This is a genomic window from Pacificibacter maritimus (genome assembly GCF_003814915.1).
GTDB classification, from domain to species: Bacteria; Pseudomonadota; Alphaproteobacteria; order Rhodobacterales; family Rhodobacteraceae; genus Celeribacter; species Celeribacter maritimus.
In genome coordinates this window covers 255,625-272,566 of sequence record NZ_RKQK01000003.1, presented here as the reverse complement: position 1 = coordinate 272,566, position 16,942 = coordinate 255,625, and the positions used below count along the sequence as shown (strand labels likewise).

The 16,942-nt window shown below is 52.2% G+C and carries 18 protein-coding genes; 14 read left to right on the top strand and 4 right to left on the bottom strand.

Going from position 1 to position 16,942, the window contains the following annotated elements; all coding sequences use genetic code 11:
* Positions 1–88: 88 nt before the first annotated feature.
* Genes clpS through EDD53_RS10605 form a run of 3 tightly spaced genes read left to right on the top strand, consistent with a single transcriptional unit; the run spans position 89 to position 2,281 of the window.
* Entirely contained in the window at positions 89–424 is a 336-nt protein-coding gene (gene clpS / locus EDD53_RS10615; protein WP_425464064.1) for an ATP-dependent Clp protease adapter ClpS, read from the top strand.
* 21 nt (positions 425–445) lie between these two features.
* Entirely contained in the window at positions 446–1,438 is a 993-nt protein-coding gene (locus EDD53_RS10610; protein WP_123793226.1) for a class I SAM-dependent methyltransferase, read from the top strand.
* A 30-nt stretch (positions 1,439–1,468) separates the two neighbouring features.
* Positions 1,469–2,281 carry an SDR family NAD(P)-dependent oxidoreductase gene (locus EDD53_RS10605; RefSeq protein ID WP_123793225.1) on the top strand — a complete coding sequence of 271 codons (813 nt, stop codon included), beginning with the start codon at positions 1,469–1,471 and terminating at the stop codon, positions 2,279–2,281.
* On the opposite strand, the gene EDD53_RS10600 is transcribed toward EDD53_RS10605, so the two are convergent.
* Positions 2,282–2,659: a hypothetical protein gene (locus EDD53_RS10600; protein WP_123793224.1), complete on the bottom strand. Its 378-nt coding sequence runs from the start codon at positions 2,657–2,659 to the stop codon at positions 2,282–2,284.
* Positions 2,660–2,777: 118 nt separating this feature from the next.
* Here EDD53_RS10600 and hemF point away from each other — a divergent pair, with 118 nt between their 5' ends.
* Entirely contained in the window at positions 2,778–3,671 is an 894-nt protein-coding gene (hemF, locus tag EDD53_RS10595) for an oxygen-dependent coproporphyrinogen oxidase (RefSeq protein ID WP_123793223.1), read from the top strand.
* Positions 3,672–3,751: 80 nt separating this feature from the next.
* On the opposite strand, the gene hemE is transcribed toward hemF, so the two are convergent.
* Positions 3,752–4,786: a uroporphyrinogen decarboxylase gene (gene hemE / locus EDD53_RS10590; RefSeq protein WP_123793222.1), complete on the bottom strand. Its 1,035-nt coding sequence runs from the start codon at positions 4,784–4,786 to the stop codon at positions 3,752–3,754.
* A 106-nt stretch (positions 4,787–4,892) separates the two neighbouring features.
* Between hemE and hemC the strand changes: the two genes are divergently transcribed.
* A complete protein-coding gene (gene hemC, locus EDD53_RS10585) occupies positions 4,893–5,837 on the top strand; it encodes a hydroxymethylbilane synthase (protein ID WP_123793221.1) in 945 nt (314 codons plus the stop codon).
* Positions 5,838–5,863: 26 nt separating this feature from the next.
* Here hemC and hemN read toward each other — a convergent pair whose 3' ends face one another.
* Complete coding sequence (gene hemN / locus EDD53_RS10580; RefSeq protein ID WP_123793220.1) at positions 5,864–7,219, bottom strand: oxygen-independent coproporphyrinogen III oxidase; 1,356 nt, start codon at positions 7,217–7,219, stop codon at positions 5,864–5,866.
* 70 nt (positions 7,220–7,289) lie between these two features.
* On the opposite strand from hemN, the gene fnrL reads away from it, so the two are divergent.
* Positions 7,290–8,021 carry a transcriptional regulator FnrL gene (fnrL, locus tag EDD53_RS10575; protein WP_123793219.1) on the top strand — a complete coding sequence of 244 codons (732 nt, stop codon included), beginning with the start codon at positions 7,290–7,292 and terminating at the stop codon, positions 8,019–8,021.
* A 19-nt stretch (positions 8,022–8,040) separates the two neighbouring features.
* On the opposite strand, the gene EDD53_RS10570 is transcribed toward fnrL, so the two are convergent.
* Positions 8,041–8,880 (bottom strand): universal stress protein, encoded by an 840-nt coding sequence (locus EDD53_RS10570; protein ID WP_123793218.1) that lies wholly within the window; start codon positions 8,878–8,880, stop codon positions 8,041–8,043.
* 255 nt (positions 8,881–9,135) lie between these two features.
* Here EDD53_RS10570 and ccoN point away from each other — a divergent pair, with 255 nt between their 5' ends.
* From ccoN to ccoS, 8 genes are all read left to right on the top strand, one after another.
* On the top strand, positions 9,136–10,731 hold the full coding sequence (gene ccoN, locus EDD53_RS10565) for a cytochrome-c oxidase, cbb3-type subunit I (protein ID WP_123793217.1): 1,596 nt from the start codon (positions 9,136–9,138) through the stop codon (positions 10,729–10,731).
* A 12-nt stretch (positions 10,732–10,743) separates the two neighbouring features.
* Positions 10,744–11,469, top strand: a complete 726-nt coding sequence (gene ccoO, locus EDD53_RS10560) for a cytochrome-c oxidase, cbb3-type subunit II (RefSeq protein WP_123793216.1) — start codon at positions 10,744–10,746, stop codon at positions 11,467–11,469.
* A 12-nt stretch (positions 11,470–11,481) separates the two neighbouring features.
* Positions 11,482–11,664, top strand: coding sequence for a cbb3-type cytochrome oxidase subunit 3 (locus EDD53_RS10555; protein WP_123793215.1), 183 nt, complete (start codon positions 11,482–11,484; stop codon positions 11,662–11,664).
* A complete protein-coding gene (ccoP, locus tag EDD53_RS10550) occupies positions 11,661–12,542 on the top strand; it encodes a cytochrome-c oxidase, cbb3-type subunit III (protein ID WP_123793214.1) in 882 nt (293 codons plus the stop codon). The genes EDD53_RS10555 and ccoP overlap by 4 nt, the downstream gene beginning before the upstream one ends.
* Positions 12,543–12,701: 159 nt before the next feature.
* Positions 12,702–14,132 carry a cytochrome c oxidase accessory protein CcoG gene (gene ccoG / locus EDD53_RS10545; protein ID WP_123793213.1) on the top strand — a complete coding sequence of 477 codons (1,431 nt, stop codon included), beginning with the start codon at positions 12,702–12,704 and terminating at the stop codon, positions 14,130–14,132.
* The gene (locus EDD53_RS10540) at positions 14,133–14,591 is read left to right on the top strand and encodes a FixH family protein (protein ID WP_123793212.1); all 459 of its coding nucleotides are present in this window, start codon (positions 14,133–14,135) and stop codon (positions 14,589–14,591) included.
* A 9-nt stretch (positions 14,592–14,600) separates the two neighbouring features.
* Entirely contained in the window at positions 14,601–16,778 is a 2,178-nt protein-coding gene (locus EDD53_RS10535; protein ID WP_123793211.1) for a heavy metal translocating P-type ATPase, read from the top strand.
* Complete coding sequence (gene ccoS, locus EDD53_RS10530; RefSeq protein WP_123793210.1) at positions 16,775–16,936, top strand: cbb3-type cytochrome oxidase assembly protein CcoS; 162 nt, start codon at positions 16,775–16,777, stop codon at positions 16,934–16,936. Before EDD53_RS10535 ends, ccoS begins: the two co-directional genes overlap by 4 nt.
* Positions 16,937–16,942: the final 6 nt, after the last annotated feature.

Sequence of the window (16,942 nt, the reverse complement as noted above, 5' to 3'; positions counted from 1 at the left end):
CTTTATTCGTCCGAAAAAGGCTATATATAGAGCGCCCGAGACGTGATTATTCTACAGCCACCGATTTGGAGCGCCGCACGTGACCCGTTTGCCTTTTACACTGTCAGATAAAGATGACCCGTTTGACGACGGTGACCTTGGTTTGGCCCTGAAAACACGGCCTAAAACCCAGCGTCCCCCATTGTACAAGGTGATGTTGTTGAACGATGACTACACGCCGATGGAATTCGTTATTTTGGTGCTTGAGCGATTTTTTGGAATCAGCAGTTCGCAAGCCACTGAGATTATGTTGACCGTTCACAAAAAAGGTTTGGCAGTTGTTGGCGTGTTTGCCTTTGAAATCGCAGAAACCAAAGTCGCGCAAGTGATGGATTTTGCGCGGCGTCACCAGCATCCTTTGCAATGCACAATGGAAAAGGAATAGGCCTTCGGGCCAGCCCTGCCAATGGTATCCCCCAGACTTTCTCTCGTCCTTGATGGACAAGACCAGCCCGATCGGGCCGTGGTCTATCGCCCCCGTATGGATGCAAATCTTGACGCCCTAAAGGGCTGTGATGTTCAAATCGTCCAAGGGTTTAAACCAGATTTTGATGCATTTGAACGCGCAGGTTTTGCGCCTCAAACAGTTGCAGATGGCGCATTTGATCTGGCCGTTGTGGCCGTGCCCCGAGCCAAGGCCGAAGCCCGTGCCCTGATTGCGGACGCCGCGCAGCGCAGCCAGCGTGTGATTGTCGATGGGCAAAAGACCGATGGGATCGACAGCTTGCTCAAAGAAGTGCGCAAACGTAAAGAGATTTCAGGCGTGGTGTCCAAAGCGCATGGCAAAGCCTTTTTGTTTGATGCCAGTCAGGGCAGTGACGATTTTTCCGATTGGGCAGACCCAGGTGTGCTGAGCGTCATTGACGGCTTTAAGACCCGCCTTGGTGTGTTTTCTTCAGATCGCGTCGATAAAGCATCGGCTGCTTTGGTTGCGGCTTTGCCTGAAAAATTGCCCGCCAATCTCGCGGATTTTGGCGCTGGATGGGGCTATCTGTCGCGCCATATTTTGGAACGTGAGGGTGTCAAAAAACTGCACATCGTCGAAGCAGAGGCCGCAGCACTTGATTGCGCGCGTTTGAACGTTGACGATCCGCGCGCAGTTTTCCACTGGGCTGATGCGACAGAGTTTAGCATTAAGCCCGATTTGGATGGCATCATTATGAATCCGCCATTTCACACCACCCGCGCGGCGGATCCCGCGTTGGGTCAAGCGTTTATTGCGGCGGCAGCGCGCTGTCTGGCCCCGCATGGACAGTTATGGATGGTGGCGAACAGACATTTGCCCTACGAAGCAAAGCTCGCCGAAATGTTTGGCAAAGTTGTTGAAATTGGCGGCACGCCTGCTTTTAAAATCCTACAGGCCTCAAATCCCCTTCGCGCTCGCAAAAGACCTGCGTAGCGTGGAACCTAGAGAATCGGAGATCGCGACATGAGCTTTTCTATCGCTGGAAAGACGGCCATCGTAACGGGCGCTGCAAATGGAGTCGGGCTTGCGATCGCACGCCACTTCTTGGCGCAGGGCGCAAATGTTATGTGCGCGGATATAGATGAAGAACGATTGAGCGCGGAAATCGGTGATGCTGCGGAAGATGACGCATCGCGTATTCGGTATTTTGCGGGGGATCTGCGTCAAAAATTGACCATCGCCAATCTATTGTCAGCAACCATTGATGCCTTCGACGGTGTCGATATTTTGGTCAACGCATCGCGTCAGGTCTGTCCCTGCGACCCTTTGTTGGCCAAGGAAGATATGGTCGAATATCTGCTTGAACAAAACTTGATGACCAGCCTGCGGATGACACAGCAAGTGTCTAAATGGATGCGCGCCAATGCAAAACGTGACGATGATCCAGAGGCACCCGTTGGCTCTATCGTAAATTTGTCATCTATTGCAGCGCGGCGCACGCACCCTTCTTTGATGGCCTTTTCGATTTCAAGTGCTGCGGTTGATCAAATGACGCGGTCGATGGCGGTGGCCTTGGCCCCGCATGGTATCCGCATCAATGCTGTCGCTTTTGGATCTGTTATGAGTGCCAGTTTGAAGGATGTCTTGGATGGCAACTCAGAGTACCGTGATGAGATCGTCGAGAAAACGCCATTGGGGCGCATTGCATCTGCGACCGAAGTGGCGGAAACTGTACAATATCTGGCCTCAGACGGGGCAGGGTTTGTCACAGGACAAATTCTCACCGTTGATGGTGGGCGTACTTTGGTTGATACAGTGACCATGCCTGCGCATTAATTACCCTTCGGGGTAGGTTGCTTTGCAGGTCAAAATATCAGCGGCGGCCTTGCGTTCAAAGATCGCTTCTTTGTCACGCAGGACAGCCAGCTTTGCGGCCTCCGCGTCCAAATCAATGGCTTTGCGTTCTGTCACTGTTTCCTCAAACGGGCGCCGACAGCGTTTTTCGCTGCCATCGGGGCGTGAGCCACAAGGCACCATTTTGTACCTGACGATTTGCTTGTCCTGCAAAGCATATCCGCGGTTCAGATTGCCCTCAGCTTCTGTGATAAAACCTCGGACCACGCGCAGATCCTGATTGGCGCGCGAAATACACATCTGTTGTTGAGAACAGGCTGATAAAACCAAAACCGCGGGCAGTGCATAAATGAAACGCATGGGGAAACTCCTGACATTTAACCTAGCATAGCGCCAATTTACCGCAGGATAAGCGGCCTTGGCACCATCGGCGTAAACCTGCTAAAACACCACGAATTAATCGCATTAAGGATAGGTCATGACGGCAAGTTTGACAGATGAAAAAGCACGGGCCTCTGCATGGTTTCGGACATTGCGTGATGACATCGTCGCCGCGTTTGAGCGTTTGGAAGACACGCAAACCACGGGGCCGTTTGCCGATCAGCCCGCTGGGCGGTTTGAGGTCACTGAAACCAAACGCAGTTCTGACGATGGATCCGATGCGGGCGGCGGTTTGATGTCTGTGATGCGTGGGGGCCGTGTGTTTGAAAAGGTCGGCGTCAATATTTCCACGGTCTATGGCACTCTTGGGGAACGGGCGCAAAATGCTATGGCTGCGCGCAAGGGCTTGCCTGGCATGAAAGATGATCCACGCTTTTGGGCGGCAGGCATTTCATTGGTGGCGCATATGCAAAACCCCCATGCGCCAGCGGTTCACATGAACACACGCATGTTCTGGACGCCCCATGCGTGGTGGTTCGGCGGTGGGTCTGATTTGAATCCTTGCATTGAATATGAAGAAGACACGCGGGCCTTTCACGCTGTGCAAAAAGAACACTGCGATCGTCATGATCCAAACTATTATCCCAAGTTCAAAGACTGGGCGGATGAGTATTTTTATATCCCGCATCGTCATCGTGCCCGCGGCGTTGGCGGCATCTTCTACGATGATCATTGCACAGGTGATTGGGAGGCTGATTTTGCCTTTACCCAAGATGTGGGCCGCGCATTTTTACCTGCCTTTGTGGGGCGCGTTGAAAAACGGCGTAACATGCCTTGGACTGAAGCCGATAAAGATGCGCAACTGGTGCACCGTGGGCTCTATGCCGAATATAATTTGGTCTATGATCGTGGTACAAAATTTGGTTTGGAAACAGGCCATGACGCCAATGCGGTGTTGATGAGCTTGCCGCCTATGGCAAAGTGGGTTTAGCAGCGCAACTTAGCGCATATGTCACGAAAAAGGGGACCCTGTGGTCCCCTTAAATATTTGAATTCGTTGTAATCTACGCCTTAGGCCGTCTCACGTAGAGTTTCGATCATCAGCGCAACATTGTCCGGATCAGCATCGGGCGTAATCCCATGCCCAAGGTTGAAAATATGCGGACCTTTGGAAAAAGCATCGCGGACATGGCGCACTTCGTCGATCAAATCCTGACCGCCTGTAACCATATGCGATGATTTCAAATTGCCTTGCACACAGCCGTCAACTTGCACATATTTTGCGCCCCATTCGGGCGTGATCGAATTGTCTAGTGCCACACAATCCACACCTGTTTTCTCGGCAAAGCCGATATACCCATCGCCCGCTTCACGCGGGAAACCGATGATCGGCACGGATGGATGACGCCTTTTTAATTCTTGCGTAATGATGCGAGCAGGGGCCACCGCGTATTTTTCAAAGGCCTCGTCTTTCAGCGATCCTGCCCAGCTATCAAAGATTTTGACCACTTCTGCACCCGCTTGGATTTGCATATCCAAATATTCAATCGTTGCGACCGTTATCAAATCGATAAGCTGCTCAAACAGCGCGTTATTGCCTTCGCGCAGGGCATGGGCTGGACCTTGATCTGGCGTGCCACGGCCCGCAATCATATAGGTCGCAACCGTCCAAGGTGCACCTGCAAAGCCGATTAAAGTGGTTTCAGACGGCAATTCTGATGACAGAATTTTCACGGTTTCATAGACGGGATTCAACACCTTATGAATATCGTCTTTGGTTTTCATTTTGGCAAAATCAGCATCGGTGGTGATGGTGGACAGGCGAGGGCCCTCGCCAGTGACAAACCACAAATCCGCGCCCAAAGCTTGGGGCACGAGTAAAATATCTGCAAATAGAATTGCGGCATCAAATCCAAAGCGACGGATAGGCTGCAACGTGACTTCGGCGGCCAATTCAGGATTGTAGCACAGCTTTAAAAAATCGCCTGCCTGTGCACGTGTTGCGCGGTATTCGGGCAGGTACCGCCCAGCTTGGCGCATCATCCAAATCGGTGGCACAGCCTGCGTTTCGCCACGCAGCGCTTTGAGGATCGTTTTGTCTGCCATGTGATCTGCCCTTTTAAAATATCTCGACCGTTGGTCCCTTGCCTGCGGTGTTTTGTCAAGCATTCCATGGCTTGCAAGACGCATGTGTCGCAGGTATTTCAACACTATGACAGTCACATTCCCCACACCCGCCCGCACATTAAAAATTGGCACTCGAGGCTCGCCTTTGGCACTGGCACAAGCGCATGAAACGCGTGCGCGCTTGATGCAGGCATATGATTTGCCGATGGATGCCTTTGAGATCGTCGTGATTTCAACGCAGGGCGATCGTGTGCAAGATCGCGCTTTGAAAGAAATCGGCGGCAAGGGGCTGTTTACGCGCGAAATCGAAGATCAGCTTTTGGCGGGTGATATCGATATCGCGGTCCATTCAATGAAGGATATGCCTGTCGATCAGCCCGATGGCTTGATTTTGGATTGCTATCTGCCACGTGAGAACCCTTGCGATGCTTTTGTGCAACTCAGCGGCGGCACATTGCAAGACCTGCCCTCTGGCTCTGTTGTCGGCACTTCATCGCTCCGCCGCAAAGCGCAGCTCTTACACCGCCGTCCAGATCTTACAGTGGTGGAATTTCGCGGCAATGTGCAAACCCGTTTGCGCAAATTGGGCGAAGGCGTCGCCGAGGCGACATTTTTGGCCATGGCTGGGCTGAACCGACTTGATGCCAAGGATGTGCCACGCACAGAAATCGCACCTGAAGATATGCTGCCAGCCATCGCACAAGGTGCAATCGGGATCGAGCGGCGTTTGACGGATGAAAACACAGCCAGCCTTTTGCAGGCCTTGCATCATGTCCCGACAGGCCAACGCCTCGCCGCTGAGCGTGCTTTTCTGGCCGCACTTGATGGCTCATGCGAAACCCCGATTGCGGGGCTTGCCATGTTGCAGGGCGATAGCATCACGCTGCGCGGAGAAATACTGCGCACGGATGGATCCGAAGCACTGTCTGACGAAATTACGGGCCCGATTGATCAAGGTGCTGAAATCGGTCGCAGACTTGCGCAACGTTTACTAGAGCGCGCAGGCGAAGGTTTTTTCGATTGGAAGTAACCATTTGGCGCAGCATCCTATCAGCCTTAAACAGCTGAAGAATGCTGTGCGCCATCAAAGGCATAGGCATCAAAATGCTGCGCAATCATGCGTGTTAATGCGCGCGCGTGGTCTCGTATTTTAATCGCATCTGGTGTCACGAACATCATAACAGGAAAGGACGCATCGACTGAGGCGCCAAAGGCGTTGAACGTCCTATGAGGCAAATCGAATTTTGCGGCCAACTCGTCATATGTAACTTCAAAATTGCACATCAATGCTTCGATTATTCTGCCACGTAATTTGTCATCTGGTGAAAAGACATGCCCCTTGGCGATTGGTAACTTTCCCGCGCGGACCTGTTTTTGATAGGCGGATGTTGCAGGCGTGTTTTGAGCATAGCCCTGACTGTATTGCGCAATCGACGAGGCTCCAACGCCAACCATGGTTTGAAACTTATCGTTGGTATAGCCTTGAAAATTGCGCCGCAAATGTCCGCTTTGCACCGCTTGCGCCAATCCGTCTGTTTTAAGAGCGAAATGATCTATGCCGATCTCTTGATAACCGGCATCGACAAATAGGTCGCGCGCCGCGTTGAACAGCTCAAGACGATCTTGGGGGGATGGCAATTCATTGGCGGGAATCATAGTCTGGCGTCGCGCAACCCATGGCACATGGGCATAGCCGAATAGGGCAACACGATCAGGTGCCAGCGAAAGTAGTTTTAGCACACTGTCTTGGATGCCCGATATATTTTGTGCAGGCAGGCCATATAAAATATCGGCGTTGAGCGATTGGATGCCGCGCAAGCGCAAGCCATCTACTGCCGTTTTCGTCACCTCATATGACTGAATACGGCCAATTTTTGTTTGTATGCTCGGATCGAAATCCTGCACACCGATTGAGGCGCGATTCATGCCAGCCAATGCCAAAGCATCAAGGCGTAAATCATCAATTTCATTGGGGTCGATTTCGACCGAAAATTCGTAATCCGAAGTAAAGGGGGCCAGTCTCGCAATCGCATCTGATAGGTCTGTGATCATCGCCGCATCAAGCAGTGTGGGCGTGCCTCCGCCCCAATGCAAGTGACCAATCTTGATGCCATCGGGCAGCCGTGATTTAAGCAATTCAAGTTCTAGTTTGAGCGTCTCGACATAGCTCGCAACAGGGCTAAGCGTGCTTGTGCCTTGGGTGCGACAGGCGCAAAACCAGCACAAATGCCTGCAAAATGGCACATGGACATATAGCGAAATTGGTATAGCAGGATCAAGCGTGCTCATCCAATTTTCAGGGATCTGCGCGCTGAAGTCTGCGGAAAAATGCGGTGCGGTTGGGTAGCTTGTGTAGCGCGGGACACGCGAATCAAAAAGGCCCAAATTGCGGAGTTGTGTGTGAAGCGTCATGGGGCTAGAATTTAGCTAGAAAGATTTCACGCGCTTTGACTTAGATCAAACATGAATTGAATTGGCCAATATGACATTTGATCCAAAAGATTGTGGCACATGCCCTATTCGCCATCGGGCCGTTTGTGCGCGCTGCGAAAACGATGAACTGGAACAACTCGAGGCGGTGAAATTCTATCGCTCTTTCGAAGCGGGTCAGCCCGTTATTTGGTCGGGCGATACGATGGATTTCGTAGCTTCAGTCGTGTCTGGAGTGGCCTCATTAAGTCAAGCAATGGAAGACGGGCGGACGCAGATGGTCGGTCTACTTTTGCCGTCTGATTTTCTAGGGCGTCCTGGGCGTGAATTTGCGGCCTATGATGTCGTTGCAGTCAGCAACCTGACGCTGTGTTGCTTTCGTCGTAAACCGTTTGAAAAACTGATGTCGCAAACCCCGCATATCGGCCACCGTTTGTTAGAAATGACACTTGATGAATTGGATTCTGCGCGGGAATGGATGCTGATTTTGGGGCGCAAGACGGCTCGTGAAAAGATTGCGTCGCTTTTGGCGATTTTGGCCCGCCGCGAGGCTTCGCTTGGCTTGCGGCCGCAAGCAAAAGACACGGTGTTTGAATTGCCTTTGACACGCGAAGCCATGGCCGATTATTTGGGTCTGACCTTGGAAACGGTGTCACGCCAGATATCTGCTCTGAAACGCGAGGGGCTCATCCAACTTGAAGGCAAGCGGCAAGTGATCATCCCCGATTATGCCGCATTATTGGCACAAACTGGGGATGATTGCGATGGCGCGATCATGTCCTAGAAGCGTATAGGTTATTGAACTAATGCGCCATAAATACTGGAATTTCTACGTTTTCCAAAATGTGACGGGTCGCGCCGCCAAGAATGGATTCGCGCAGTCTTGAGTGACCGTAAGCGCCCATAACCAATATATCCGCGCTTTTATCTTGAACATGGCGCATCAAAACATCTGCGACACGTGGCATGGTTTTGGCTAGCACCGAAACTTCGACATCCACTGAATGGCGCGCAAGCATCTGGCACAAGGCACCACCTGGATCTGACCGATCAGGCCCGTGTTTCGGCGGATCAATGATGGTAATATCAACCTGCTTTGCGTCTTGCAGCATCGGCAAGGCTGCGCGGATTGCGTTCAAGGCTTCGGTGCTTTCATTCCATGCGGTCACTGCAGTGTTGAGGCTTGCGGGTAAAGCCGCATTCGCAGGCATGACCAGCACAGGCCTGCGCGCCGAAAACAAGGCCGCTTCGATGATGCGTTCATGTTCAATTTCGCGGCCCTTTCCGTATGGGCGCGGCAGGATAACAAGATCGGAAAAGCGCATGACCTGCGCGATTTGAACAGCCAGACCTGCCATTTGCGCAACCATCGGGCGCGTTGACCACCGGATATCTTGAGGTTCCATATGTGCCAAAACGGCGGTTTCGATAGCCTGACTTTCATCTTGGGCAAGGTTCATTTTGTCTTGCAAGATGATTGCATTCGCACCTGAATAGTAAAAGCCAGGCTGAGTGCGATCCAAACCCAAACATATGATATCAAGGTGGGCGTCATGTTGGCGCGCCAATGCAATTGCGGCATCCAATATGTGCAGGTCTTGTTTGGCATCGCATAGGAGTGTCGAAATAGATTTGTAAGACATAGAGCACCTCCAAGGTTGGGTTGTTTGTGATGTTCACCTTGCCGCAGCCTGAGGTATGCGTCTTTGATCAAGATCAACCCGCGCAAGATATGACGGCTTGCTGCGCCCTCAATCAATTCCACATCAATGAGCAGCCTTTGACCTAGATCAAAGCGCATTGCGATTTCATGAGGCAAATCTCAGCGATCAAGGCCCAGCTTTTCGCATGGGCCCTTTATGCCCACGCCATAAGGTATTCGATCGAAGGGACGCAAAATGTGGAACTATATTAAGCTGGCTGTACTGGGGGTCGTCATTGTCCTCGCAGGAATCGCCTCAAACTATGGGCGGGATTTGGGGTACCAGATTCACGCACTTATTTTCATGGCCGCCGCTGCTGTGATGTTTATCTATACTCTGCGCCAAGCAGGAGAGCCGCGCGTCACGCCTGTTGGATATATGGATGGTCCAGTGCGCTACGGCGTGATCGCCACAGCAGGCTGGGGTGTTGTCGGGTTCCTTGTCGGGACTTTCATCGCGCTGCAACTGGCCTTTCCACAGCTTAATTTCGAGGTTCTACAAGGTATCGGAAACTTCGGTCGCCTGCGGCCTTTGCATACGTCCGCGGTGATTTTCGCCTTTGGGGGTAATGCTTTGATCGCGTCTTCATTTTATGTGGTGCAACGCACATCTGCGGTACGCCTATGGGGCGGCAATTTGGCGTGGTTTGTATTTTGGGGCTACAACCTGTTCATCGTTTTGGCGGCAACAGGGTATTTGTTTGGCGTCACTCAGTCGAAGGAATACGCAGAACCTGAATGGTATGTTGATATTTGGCTGACCTTTGTTTGGGTTGCTTATCTGTTGGTATTCTTGGGCACGTTGATGACCCGCAAAGAAAAGCACATCTATGTTGCGAACTGGTTTTACCTGTCGTTCATCGTGACCATCGCGATGCTGCATATCGTCAACAACCTGTCTTTGCCTGTGTCGATTTTTGGGTCAAAATCGGTGCAGCTGTTCTCAGGCGTGCAAGACGCGATGACGCAGTGGTGGTATGGGCATAATGCTGTTGGGTTCTTCCTGACTGCGGGCTTTTTGGGGATGATGTACTACTTTGTGCCCAAGCAAGCTGAGCGCCCTGTGTTCTCGTACAAACTGTCTATCATCCACTTTTGGGCGCTGATCTTTTTGTACATCTGGGCCGGTCCGCATCACTTGCATTACACCGCTTTGCCCGATTGGGCGTCGACGCTGGGCATGGTGTTTTCCATCGTGCTTTGGATGCCTTCATGGGGCGGCATGATCAACGGTTTGATGACGCTCTCTGGCGCTTGGGACAAGCTGCGCACCGATCCTGTGATCCGCATGATGGTGATCTCTATCGGCTTTTACGGCATGTCCACATTTGAAGGGCCTATGATGTCGATCCGCGCGGTGAATTCATTGTCACATTACACAGACTGGACCATCGGCCACGTGCATTCTGGCGCTTTGGGCTGGAACGGCATGATCACATTTGGTGTGCTGTATTTCCTTGTGCCGAAACTGTGGAACAAAGAACGCCTATACAGCCTTGGCCTTGTGTCTTGGCACTTCTGGTTGGCCACCATCGGCATCGTTTTATACGCAGCCTCTATGTGGGTCACCGGCATTATGGAAGGCCTGATGTGGCGCGAAGTGGATAGCCAAGGGTTCTTGGTCAATGCATTCGCAGACACGGTTGCCGCGAAATTCCCGATGTATGTGGTGCGATCTTTGGGCGGGGCTATGTACCTCGTTGGCTCTCTCATCATGGTCTACAACCTTTGGATGACTGTGCGCCGCGCACCTGCGATTGCAGGTGACGTTGCCATGGCTCCTGCAGAATAGGGGCGCTCGGATATGGGACTTCTAGACAAACACAAGTTTATCGAAACCAACGCGACCTTGCTTTTGGTCGGCTCTCTTTTGGTGGTCACAGTGGGCGGCATCGTTGAAATCGCACCTTTGTTCTACCTTGAAAATACCATTGAGGATGTGGAGGGCATGCGACCCTATTCGCCTTTGGAACTCACAGGGCGTGACATCTATGTGCGTGAGGGGTGCTATGTGTGCCACAGCCAAATGATCCGCCCAATGCGCGACGAAGTGGAACGCTACGGGCACTACAGTCTGGCCGCAGAATCGCAATACGACCACCCGTTTCAATGGGGGTCAAAACGCACGGGGCCAGACTTGGCCCGCGTTGGCGGGCGGTATTCAGATGAATGGCATGTGGATCACCTTACAGATCCGCAATCTGTCGTCCCTGAATCCGTTATGCCGAAATACGGGTATCTGACCGAAACCAAGATCGAAGGCGAATATGTGGAGGATCTATTGAAAACCCATAAACGGGTTGGCGTGCCTTACACCACTGAAATGATAGAAGTGGCGCAGGCAGATTTCAAAGCCCAAGCCGACCCTGACAGCGATTACGACGACATGCTGGAACGCTATCCAGGCGCGCAGGTGCGTAATTTTGATAATGAGCCGGGCATTTCAGAAATGGATGCTTTGATCGCTTACATGCAAATGCTTGGCACTTTGGTCGACTTTTCAACCTTTACCCCAGATGCGTCCCGCTAAGGAGGATCACCGATGAACTATCATATTTTCCGTGAGATAGCCGACTCTTGGGTGCTTTTGGCCATGTTCGTATTCTTTGTATCTGCTGTGCTGTGGTCTTTTCGCCCCGGCAGTCGCAAGCGTCATCAAGACATCGCCAACATTCCCTTTCGCCATGAAGACGGGCCAGCAGACAGCGAGGAGTCTCAGTCATGAGCAACCAAGGCAAAGCCAAAGACCCACAAAAAACAAAAGACCAAGTCGAAACCACAGGACACTCTTGGGACGGAATTGAGGAATATAACAACCCCCTGCCGCGCTGGTGGCTCTGGACCTTTTATCTGTGCATCATTTGGGGCGTAGGCTATTCAATCGCCTATCCTGCTTGGCCGATGCTAAAGGGCGCAACAACAGGTTTGCTTGGCTATTCCACACGCGGTGAAGTGGCTGAAGATATCAAAAGCTTCGATGCGATGAATGCTGAAATTAATGCAGAACTTGCTGCCGCCGACGTGACCCAAATCGCGCCAAATACGCCGCTGCATGACTATGCGACCAATGCCGGCGCGGCTGTGTTTCGTGCGCAATGTTTGCAGTGTCACGGATCGGGGGCTGCGGGTGCCAAGGGCTATCCAAACCTTTTGGATAACGATTGGCTTTGGGGCGGCACAGTAGATGAGATCGCCTATTCCATTCAGCACGGTATTCGCAACGAGACCGATGATGCGCGTTATTCAGAAATGCCGCGCTTTGGGGTGGATGAATTGCTGGAACCCGAACAGATCGATCAGGTTGTCGAATTTGTTTTGCAACTGTCAGGATCAGAGTTTGATGCAGGATTGTCCATCGCTGGCGCTCAAGTCTTCGCTGATAACTGTTCAGCCTGTCACGGCGCAAAAGGTTTAGGCGATCGCGATCAAGGCGCGCCAAATTTAGCCGATGCGATCTGGCTTTATGGCGGTGACCGCGAAACTTTGCATGAAACAGTTTCAGAAGCGCGCTTCGGCGTGATGCCTGCTTGGGGACAACGCTTAACCCAAGCCGAAGTCAACGCCGCAGCTATCTATGTGCACACACGCGGTGGCGGGGAGTAAACCGATCTGGCTGGCGGTAGCTGCGGTCAGCCAGATCAATTTGGTGTCTTAGATCCAAAAACTTAAAGGCATCTTTTCTTATTTATTGATCCACATCAAAGCTGGCAAATCAACAATGATTGATAAAGCCATATTCCGCACAGTCAAAAGGCGGCTCTCATGAGCTCTAAAGACATTCCTTCCAAGCTTTACAAAGCACGCGAACCTATTTTCCCGCGCCGCGTGTCAGGTCAATTCCGCAATTTGAAATGGATCATTATGATTCTGACCTTGGGGGTGTACTACATCTCACCATGGTTGCGTTTTGATCGGGGGCCAAATCTTCCAGATCAAGCGATTTTGGTGGATATGGCCCATCGACGTTTCTTTTTCTTTTGGATCGAAATCTGGCCCCACGAATTTTATTTTATCGCGGGCCTCTTGATCATGGCAGGTCTGGGGTTGTTCTTGTTCACCTCTGCGGCGGGGCGCGTGTGGTGCGGTTATGCCTGCCCGCAAACGGTTTGGACCGATTTATACATTCTTGTTGAACGCTGGATCGAAGGTGATCGCAACGCGCGCCTGCGTTTGCATCGTCAGAAAAAACTTGATTTTCGAAAAGCGCGCTTGCGGCTTACCAAGTGGCTTGTCTGGCTACTGATCGGTTTGGCCACAGGCGGCGCTTGGGTGTTTTACTTCACAGATGCGCCAACTCTGCTGCGCGAATTGTTGACAGGGCAGGCACATCCTGTGGCCTATCTGACCATGGCAGTTTTGACCGCGACCACGTTTTTCTTTGGCGGTTTTGCACGCGAACAGATTTGCATCTATGCCTGCCCTTGGCCGCGCATTCAGGCCGCGATGATGGATGAAGACACCCTTGTGGTTGGGTATCGTCATTGGCGCGGAGAGCCGCGTGAAAAGCACCGAAAAGCTGTTGATACTTCGGCGCTGGGCGATTGTATCGACTGCATGGCCTGCGTGAATGTTTGTCCTGTTGGGATCGATATTCGCGATGGGCAACAGCTTGAATGTATCACCTGCGCTCTGTGTATTGATGCCTGCGATGACGTGATGGACAAGATCGGAAAGCCGCGTGGGTTGATCGATTACATGGCCTTAAAAGACGAGCCAGCAGAGATTGCGGGCCAATCACCAAAGCCTGTTTGGAAACATATTCTGCGCCCGCGTACAATCATGTATAGCGCGCTTTGGGCGGCGGTCGGCTTTGCTTTGGTGTTCGCTTTGTTCATTCGCTCTGACATCGATATGACCGTGGCGCCGGTGCGCAACCCGACGTTTGTCACGCTGTCTGATGGGTCAATCCGCAACATTTATGATGTGCGCTTGCGCAACAAACATGGCGATGATCGCCCCTTCGAGATGTCTGTAACTGGAGATGATACCCTGCAAGTTGTCGTTGAAGGGGTGTCAGATCAAACTGTGATCGTTCCCGCTGACGGCACCAAGTTGCAGCGTGTTTATGTGATAGCAGGTCCCAAGTCTTCCCTTGCGACAACAGATAGAACCCCCATCACGCTTTGGGTCACAGATAGAACCAATGATGATCGCGCTTTTGTCGCGACAGTGTTTAACGGAAAGGCCAATTAAATGACGCGCGAAATTACTGGAAAACACGTTTTGATCGGCACAGTCTCTGCATTCACTGTGATCATCGCAGTCAATCTGTTTATGGCCTTTAGCGCGGTAAAAACCTTTCCAGGCCTTGAAGTGAAAAACTCATATGTGGCTTCGCAATCCTTTGATGACGATAAAGCCGCGCAACTCGCTTTGGGCTGGACTGTCGATGCGTTGGACCGCAACGAAAAACTCTATGTGACGATCCGAGATGATGCGGGCCAGCCCGTGCGGGTCAAATCCATCACAGGAACTTTGGGGCGTGCGACCAATGTATCACAAGATCAAACCCCTGATTTCATCTTTGATGGCACGTCCTATGTGGCCAAGACAGGCCCGTTGGACGCGGGCAATTGGAACTATCGTATGCAGGCTGTGGCCCAAGACGGAACCCTTTTCAAACAGCGCGTGATCATTCACGTTAAGCGTTAGGGGATAGACATGTCATACGCACAAATGTCAGCTTGCCCTGCCTGTTCTGCCGCACCTGCTGCTGAAACAACAGCCCGCGCACGGGATGTGAAAGACACCCATATCGTGTTGTCCCTGCCAGCTATTCATTGCGCCGCGTGTATTTCAGGCGTGGAGCGCACGCTTATGGGGCAAGCAGGCGTTAAGGCCGCGCGGGTTAATCTAACTTTGAAGCGTGCACAGATTGAAACCGATCACACGACCGATACCGAAACCTTGCTTAAAGCGCTGACAGATGCTGGGTATGAATCCTATGAACTTGACGCTGGTGCTTTGAGTGCGACCCAAACCGATCGGCAGGGGCGTGCGATTTTGACCCGCTTGGCCGTGGCGGGGTTTGCGATGATGAATGTCATGCTTTTGTCTGTCGCTGTTTGGTCTGGCGCGTCCGATGCGACCCGCGATATGTTTCATCTGATTTCGGCTGTTATTGCTGTTCCTGCGATCGCATTTTCAGCACAACCGTTTTTTATATCAGCGTCGAATGCTTTGAGCGCACGGCGGCTGAATATGGATGTGCCGATTTCTTTGGCCATCATTCTGGCCGCAGGTATGTCTTTATTCGAAACCTTTCAATCTGGCAGTCACGCATATTTTGATGCGGCGCTGTCACTTACATTCTTTTTGCTTGCAGGTCGGTATTTGGACTATCGCACGCGATCTGTCGCACGATCCGCAGCACAAGAATTGACCGCATTAGAAGTTCCACGCGCCACATTGGAAAGTGGCGCAATTGTTCCGATCAACACAGTAAGCAAAGGTGATATCCTGCGCGTCGTTCCCGGCGCAAGGGTGCCTGTCGATGGTATTGTCACCCAAGGGGCATCTGAATTGGATCGGTCTTTGTTGACGGGGGAAACCCTCCCTGTTGGGGTGGATGTTGGCGCGGTTTTGAATGCGGGCGAGATAAATTTGACTGGGCCGTTATTGGTGCAAGTGACTGCGGCAGGCCAAGACAGTTCGTTGCACCGTCTTGCAGATCTGGTCGCCATGGCTGAAACATCACGTAACCGCTATACATCTTTGGCAGACCGCGCAGCGCAGATCTATGCGCCAGCGGTTCATCTGCTGTCTTTTGTGGCTTTTATCGGTTGGGTTTGGATGTCTGGCGACATTCGGCATGCCTTGAATGTTGCTGTCGCTGTCTTGATTATCACCTGCCCCTGTGCGCTAGGCTTGGCTGTTCCAGCGGTAACAACAGCCGCCTCTGGTCGGCTGTTTCGGGCGGGCATGTTGATCAAATCGTCTACAGCACTTGAGCGTTTGGCCGAAATCGACACTGTTGTCTTCGACAAAACAGGCACGCTTACAGAAGGCTGCCCAGCACTCTCAAATTGGCATGATATCAGTGTTGAAAATCGTGAAATTGCCGCAGCGCTCGCCGTCGGGTCTGCGCATCCTTTATCCGTGGCAATTGCAGATGAGGCTAAAAAACTTGGCGGTAAAACTGCACCGTTGAGGGATGTAACTGAAGTACCAGGCCAAGGTGTCGAGGCGCGTTGGAACGGGCAGGTCGTGCGCCTTGGGCGGGCATCTTGGATTGGCGCGGAGGCCTTGCCGCAGACTGCAACCTATTTGAAAGTCGGGGATCAGCCCCCCGTCGCCTTTACCTTTGTTGATCAGCTTCGTGCAGGCGCGCAAGCGGCAGTCACTGCCTTGAAAGCCCAAGGAAAACATGTGGTTTTGCTGTCAGGCGATGCCCCCGCAGCAGTTGCTGATATCGCTGGGCGCGTCGGTATTGAAGCATGGAAAGCGTCCTGTTTGCCAATGGAAAAAGCCTTGCGCGTTGGGGAACTGTCGCGGGCAGGGCGCAAGGTGTTGATGGTCGGGGATGGCCTAAATGATACCGCGGCGCTGGCCGCAGCACATGTATCAATTTCACCCGCTTCAGCTTTGGATGCGACCCGTGTTCTGTCTGACATTGTGTTGTTGGGCAAATCGTTGGCCCCGATCAGTGAGGCAACACAGGTGTCTGTATCTGCCACCCGCCGTATCAAAGAAAACTTTGCGGTTGCCGCAGGTTATAACATGATCGCCATTCCAGTCGCTTTAGCAGGGTTTGCCACACCATTTGCGGCCGCATTGGCTATGTCTTTGTCATCCATAACAGTATCGCTAAATGCGCTGCGTCTCAGGGGGTTGAAATGAATGTTTTGGTCTTTTTAATTCCGATCTCACTCTTTCTGGGAGGGCTGGGGTTGGTTGCCTTTTTCTGGTTTATCAAGTCGCAGCAGTTTGACGACCCACAAGGGGACGCAGAACGCATTTTGGCCAAAGATTTCGATGACCACCCGCGTTCGGAATGATCCGAT

Coding starts and splice junctions, on each gene's coding strand:
- ccoN (WP_123793217.1), top strand. CDS start 9,136: ATGTGGAACTATATTAAGCTGGCTGTACTGGGGGTCGTCATTGTCCTC.
- ccoP (WP_123793214.1), top strand. CDS start 11,661: ATGAGCAACCAAGGCAAAGCCAAAGACCCACAAAAAACAAAAGACCAA.
- EDD53_RS10535 (WP_123793211.1), top strand. CDS start 14,601: ATGTCATACGCACAAATGTCAGCTTGCCCTGCCTGTTCTGCCGCACCT.
- hemE (WP_123793222.1), bottom strand. CDS start 4,786: ATGGCAGACAAAACGATCCTCAAAGCGCTGCGTGGCGAAACGCAGGCT.
- hemF (WP_123793223.1), top strand. CDS start 2,778: ATGACGGCAAGTTTGACAGATGAAAAAGCACGGGCCTCTGCATGGTTT.
- EDD53_RS10605 (WP_123793225.1), top strand. CDS start 1,469: ATGAGCTTTTCTATCGCTGGAAAGACGGCCATCGTAACGGGCGCTGCA.
- fnrL (WP_123793219.1), top strand. CDS start 7,290: ATGACATTTGATCCAAAAGATTGTGGCACATGCCCTATTCGCCATCGG.
- EDD53_RS10600 (WP_123793224.1), bottom strand. CDS start 2,659: ATGCGTTTCATTTATGCACTGCCCGCGGTTTTGGTTTTATCAGCCTGT.
- ccoO (WP_123793216.1), top strand. CDS start 10,744: ATGGGACTTCTAGACAAACACAAGTTTATCGAAACCAACGCGACCTTG.
- ccoS (WP_123793210.1), top strand. CDS start 16,775: ATGAATGTTTTGGTCTTTTTAATTCCGATCTCACTCTTTCTGGGAGGG.
- EDD53_RS10570 (WP_123793218.1), bottom strand. CDS start 8,880: ATGTCTTACAAATCTATTTCGACACTCCTATGCGATGCCAAACAAGAC.
- EDD53_RS10555 (WP_123793215.1), top strand. CDS start 11,482: ATGAACTATCATATTTTCCGTGAGATAGCCGACTCTTGGGTGCTTTTG.
- EDD53_RS10540 (WP_123793212.1), top strand. CDS start 14,133: ATGACGCGCGAAATTACTGGAAAACACGTTTTGATCGGCACAGTCTCT.
- hemN (WP_123793220.1), bottom strand. CDS start 7,219: ATGACGCTTCACACACAACTCCGCAATTTGGGCCTTTTTGATTCGCGT.
- ccoG (WP_123793213.1), top strand. CDS start 12,702: ATGAGCTCTAAAGACATTCCTTCCAAGCTTTACAAAGCACGCGAACCT.
- hemC (WP_123793221.1), top strand. CDS start 4,893: ATGACAGTCACATTCCCCACACCCGCCCGCACATTAAAAATTGGCACT.
- EDD53_RS10610 (WP_123793226.1), top strand. CDS start 446: ATGGTATCCCCCAGACTTTCTCTCGTCCTTGATGGACAAGACCAGCCC.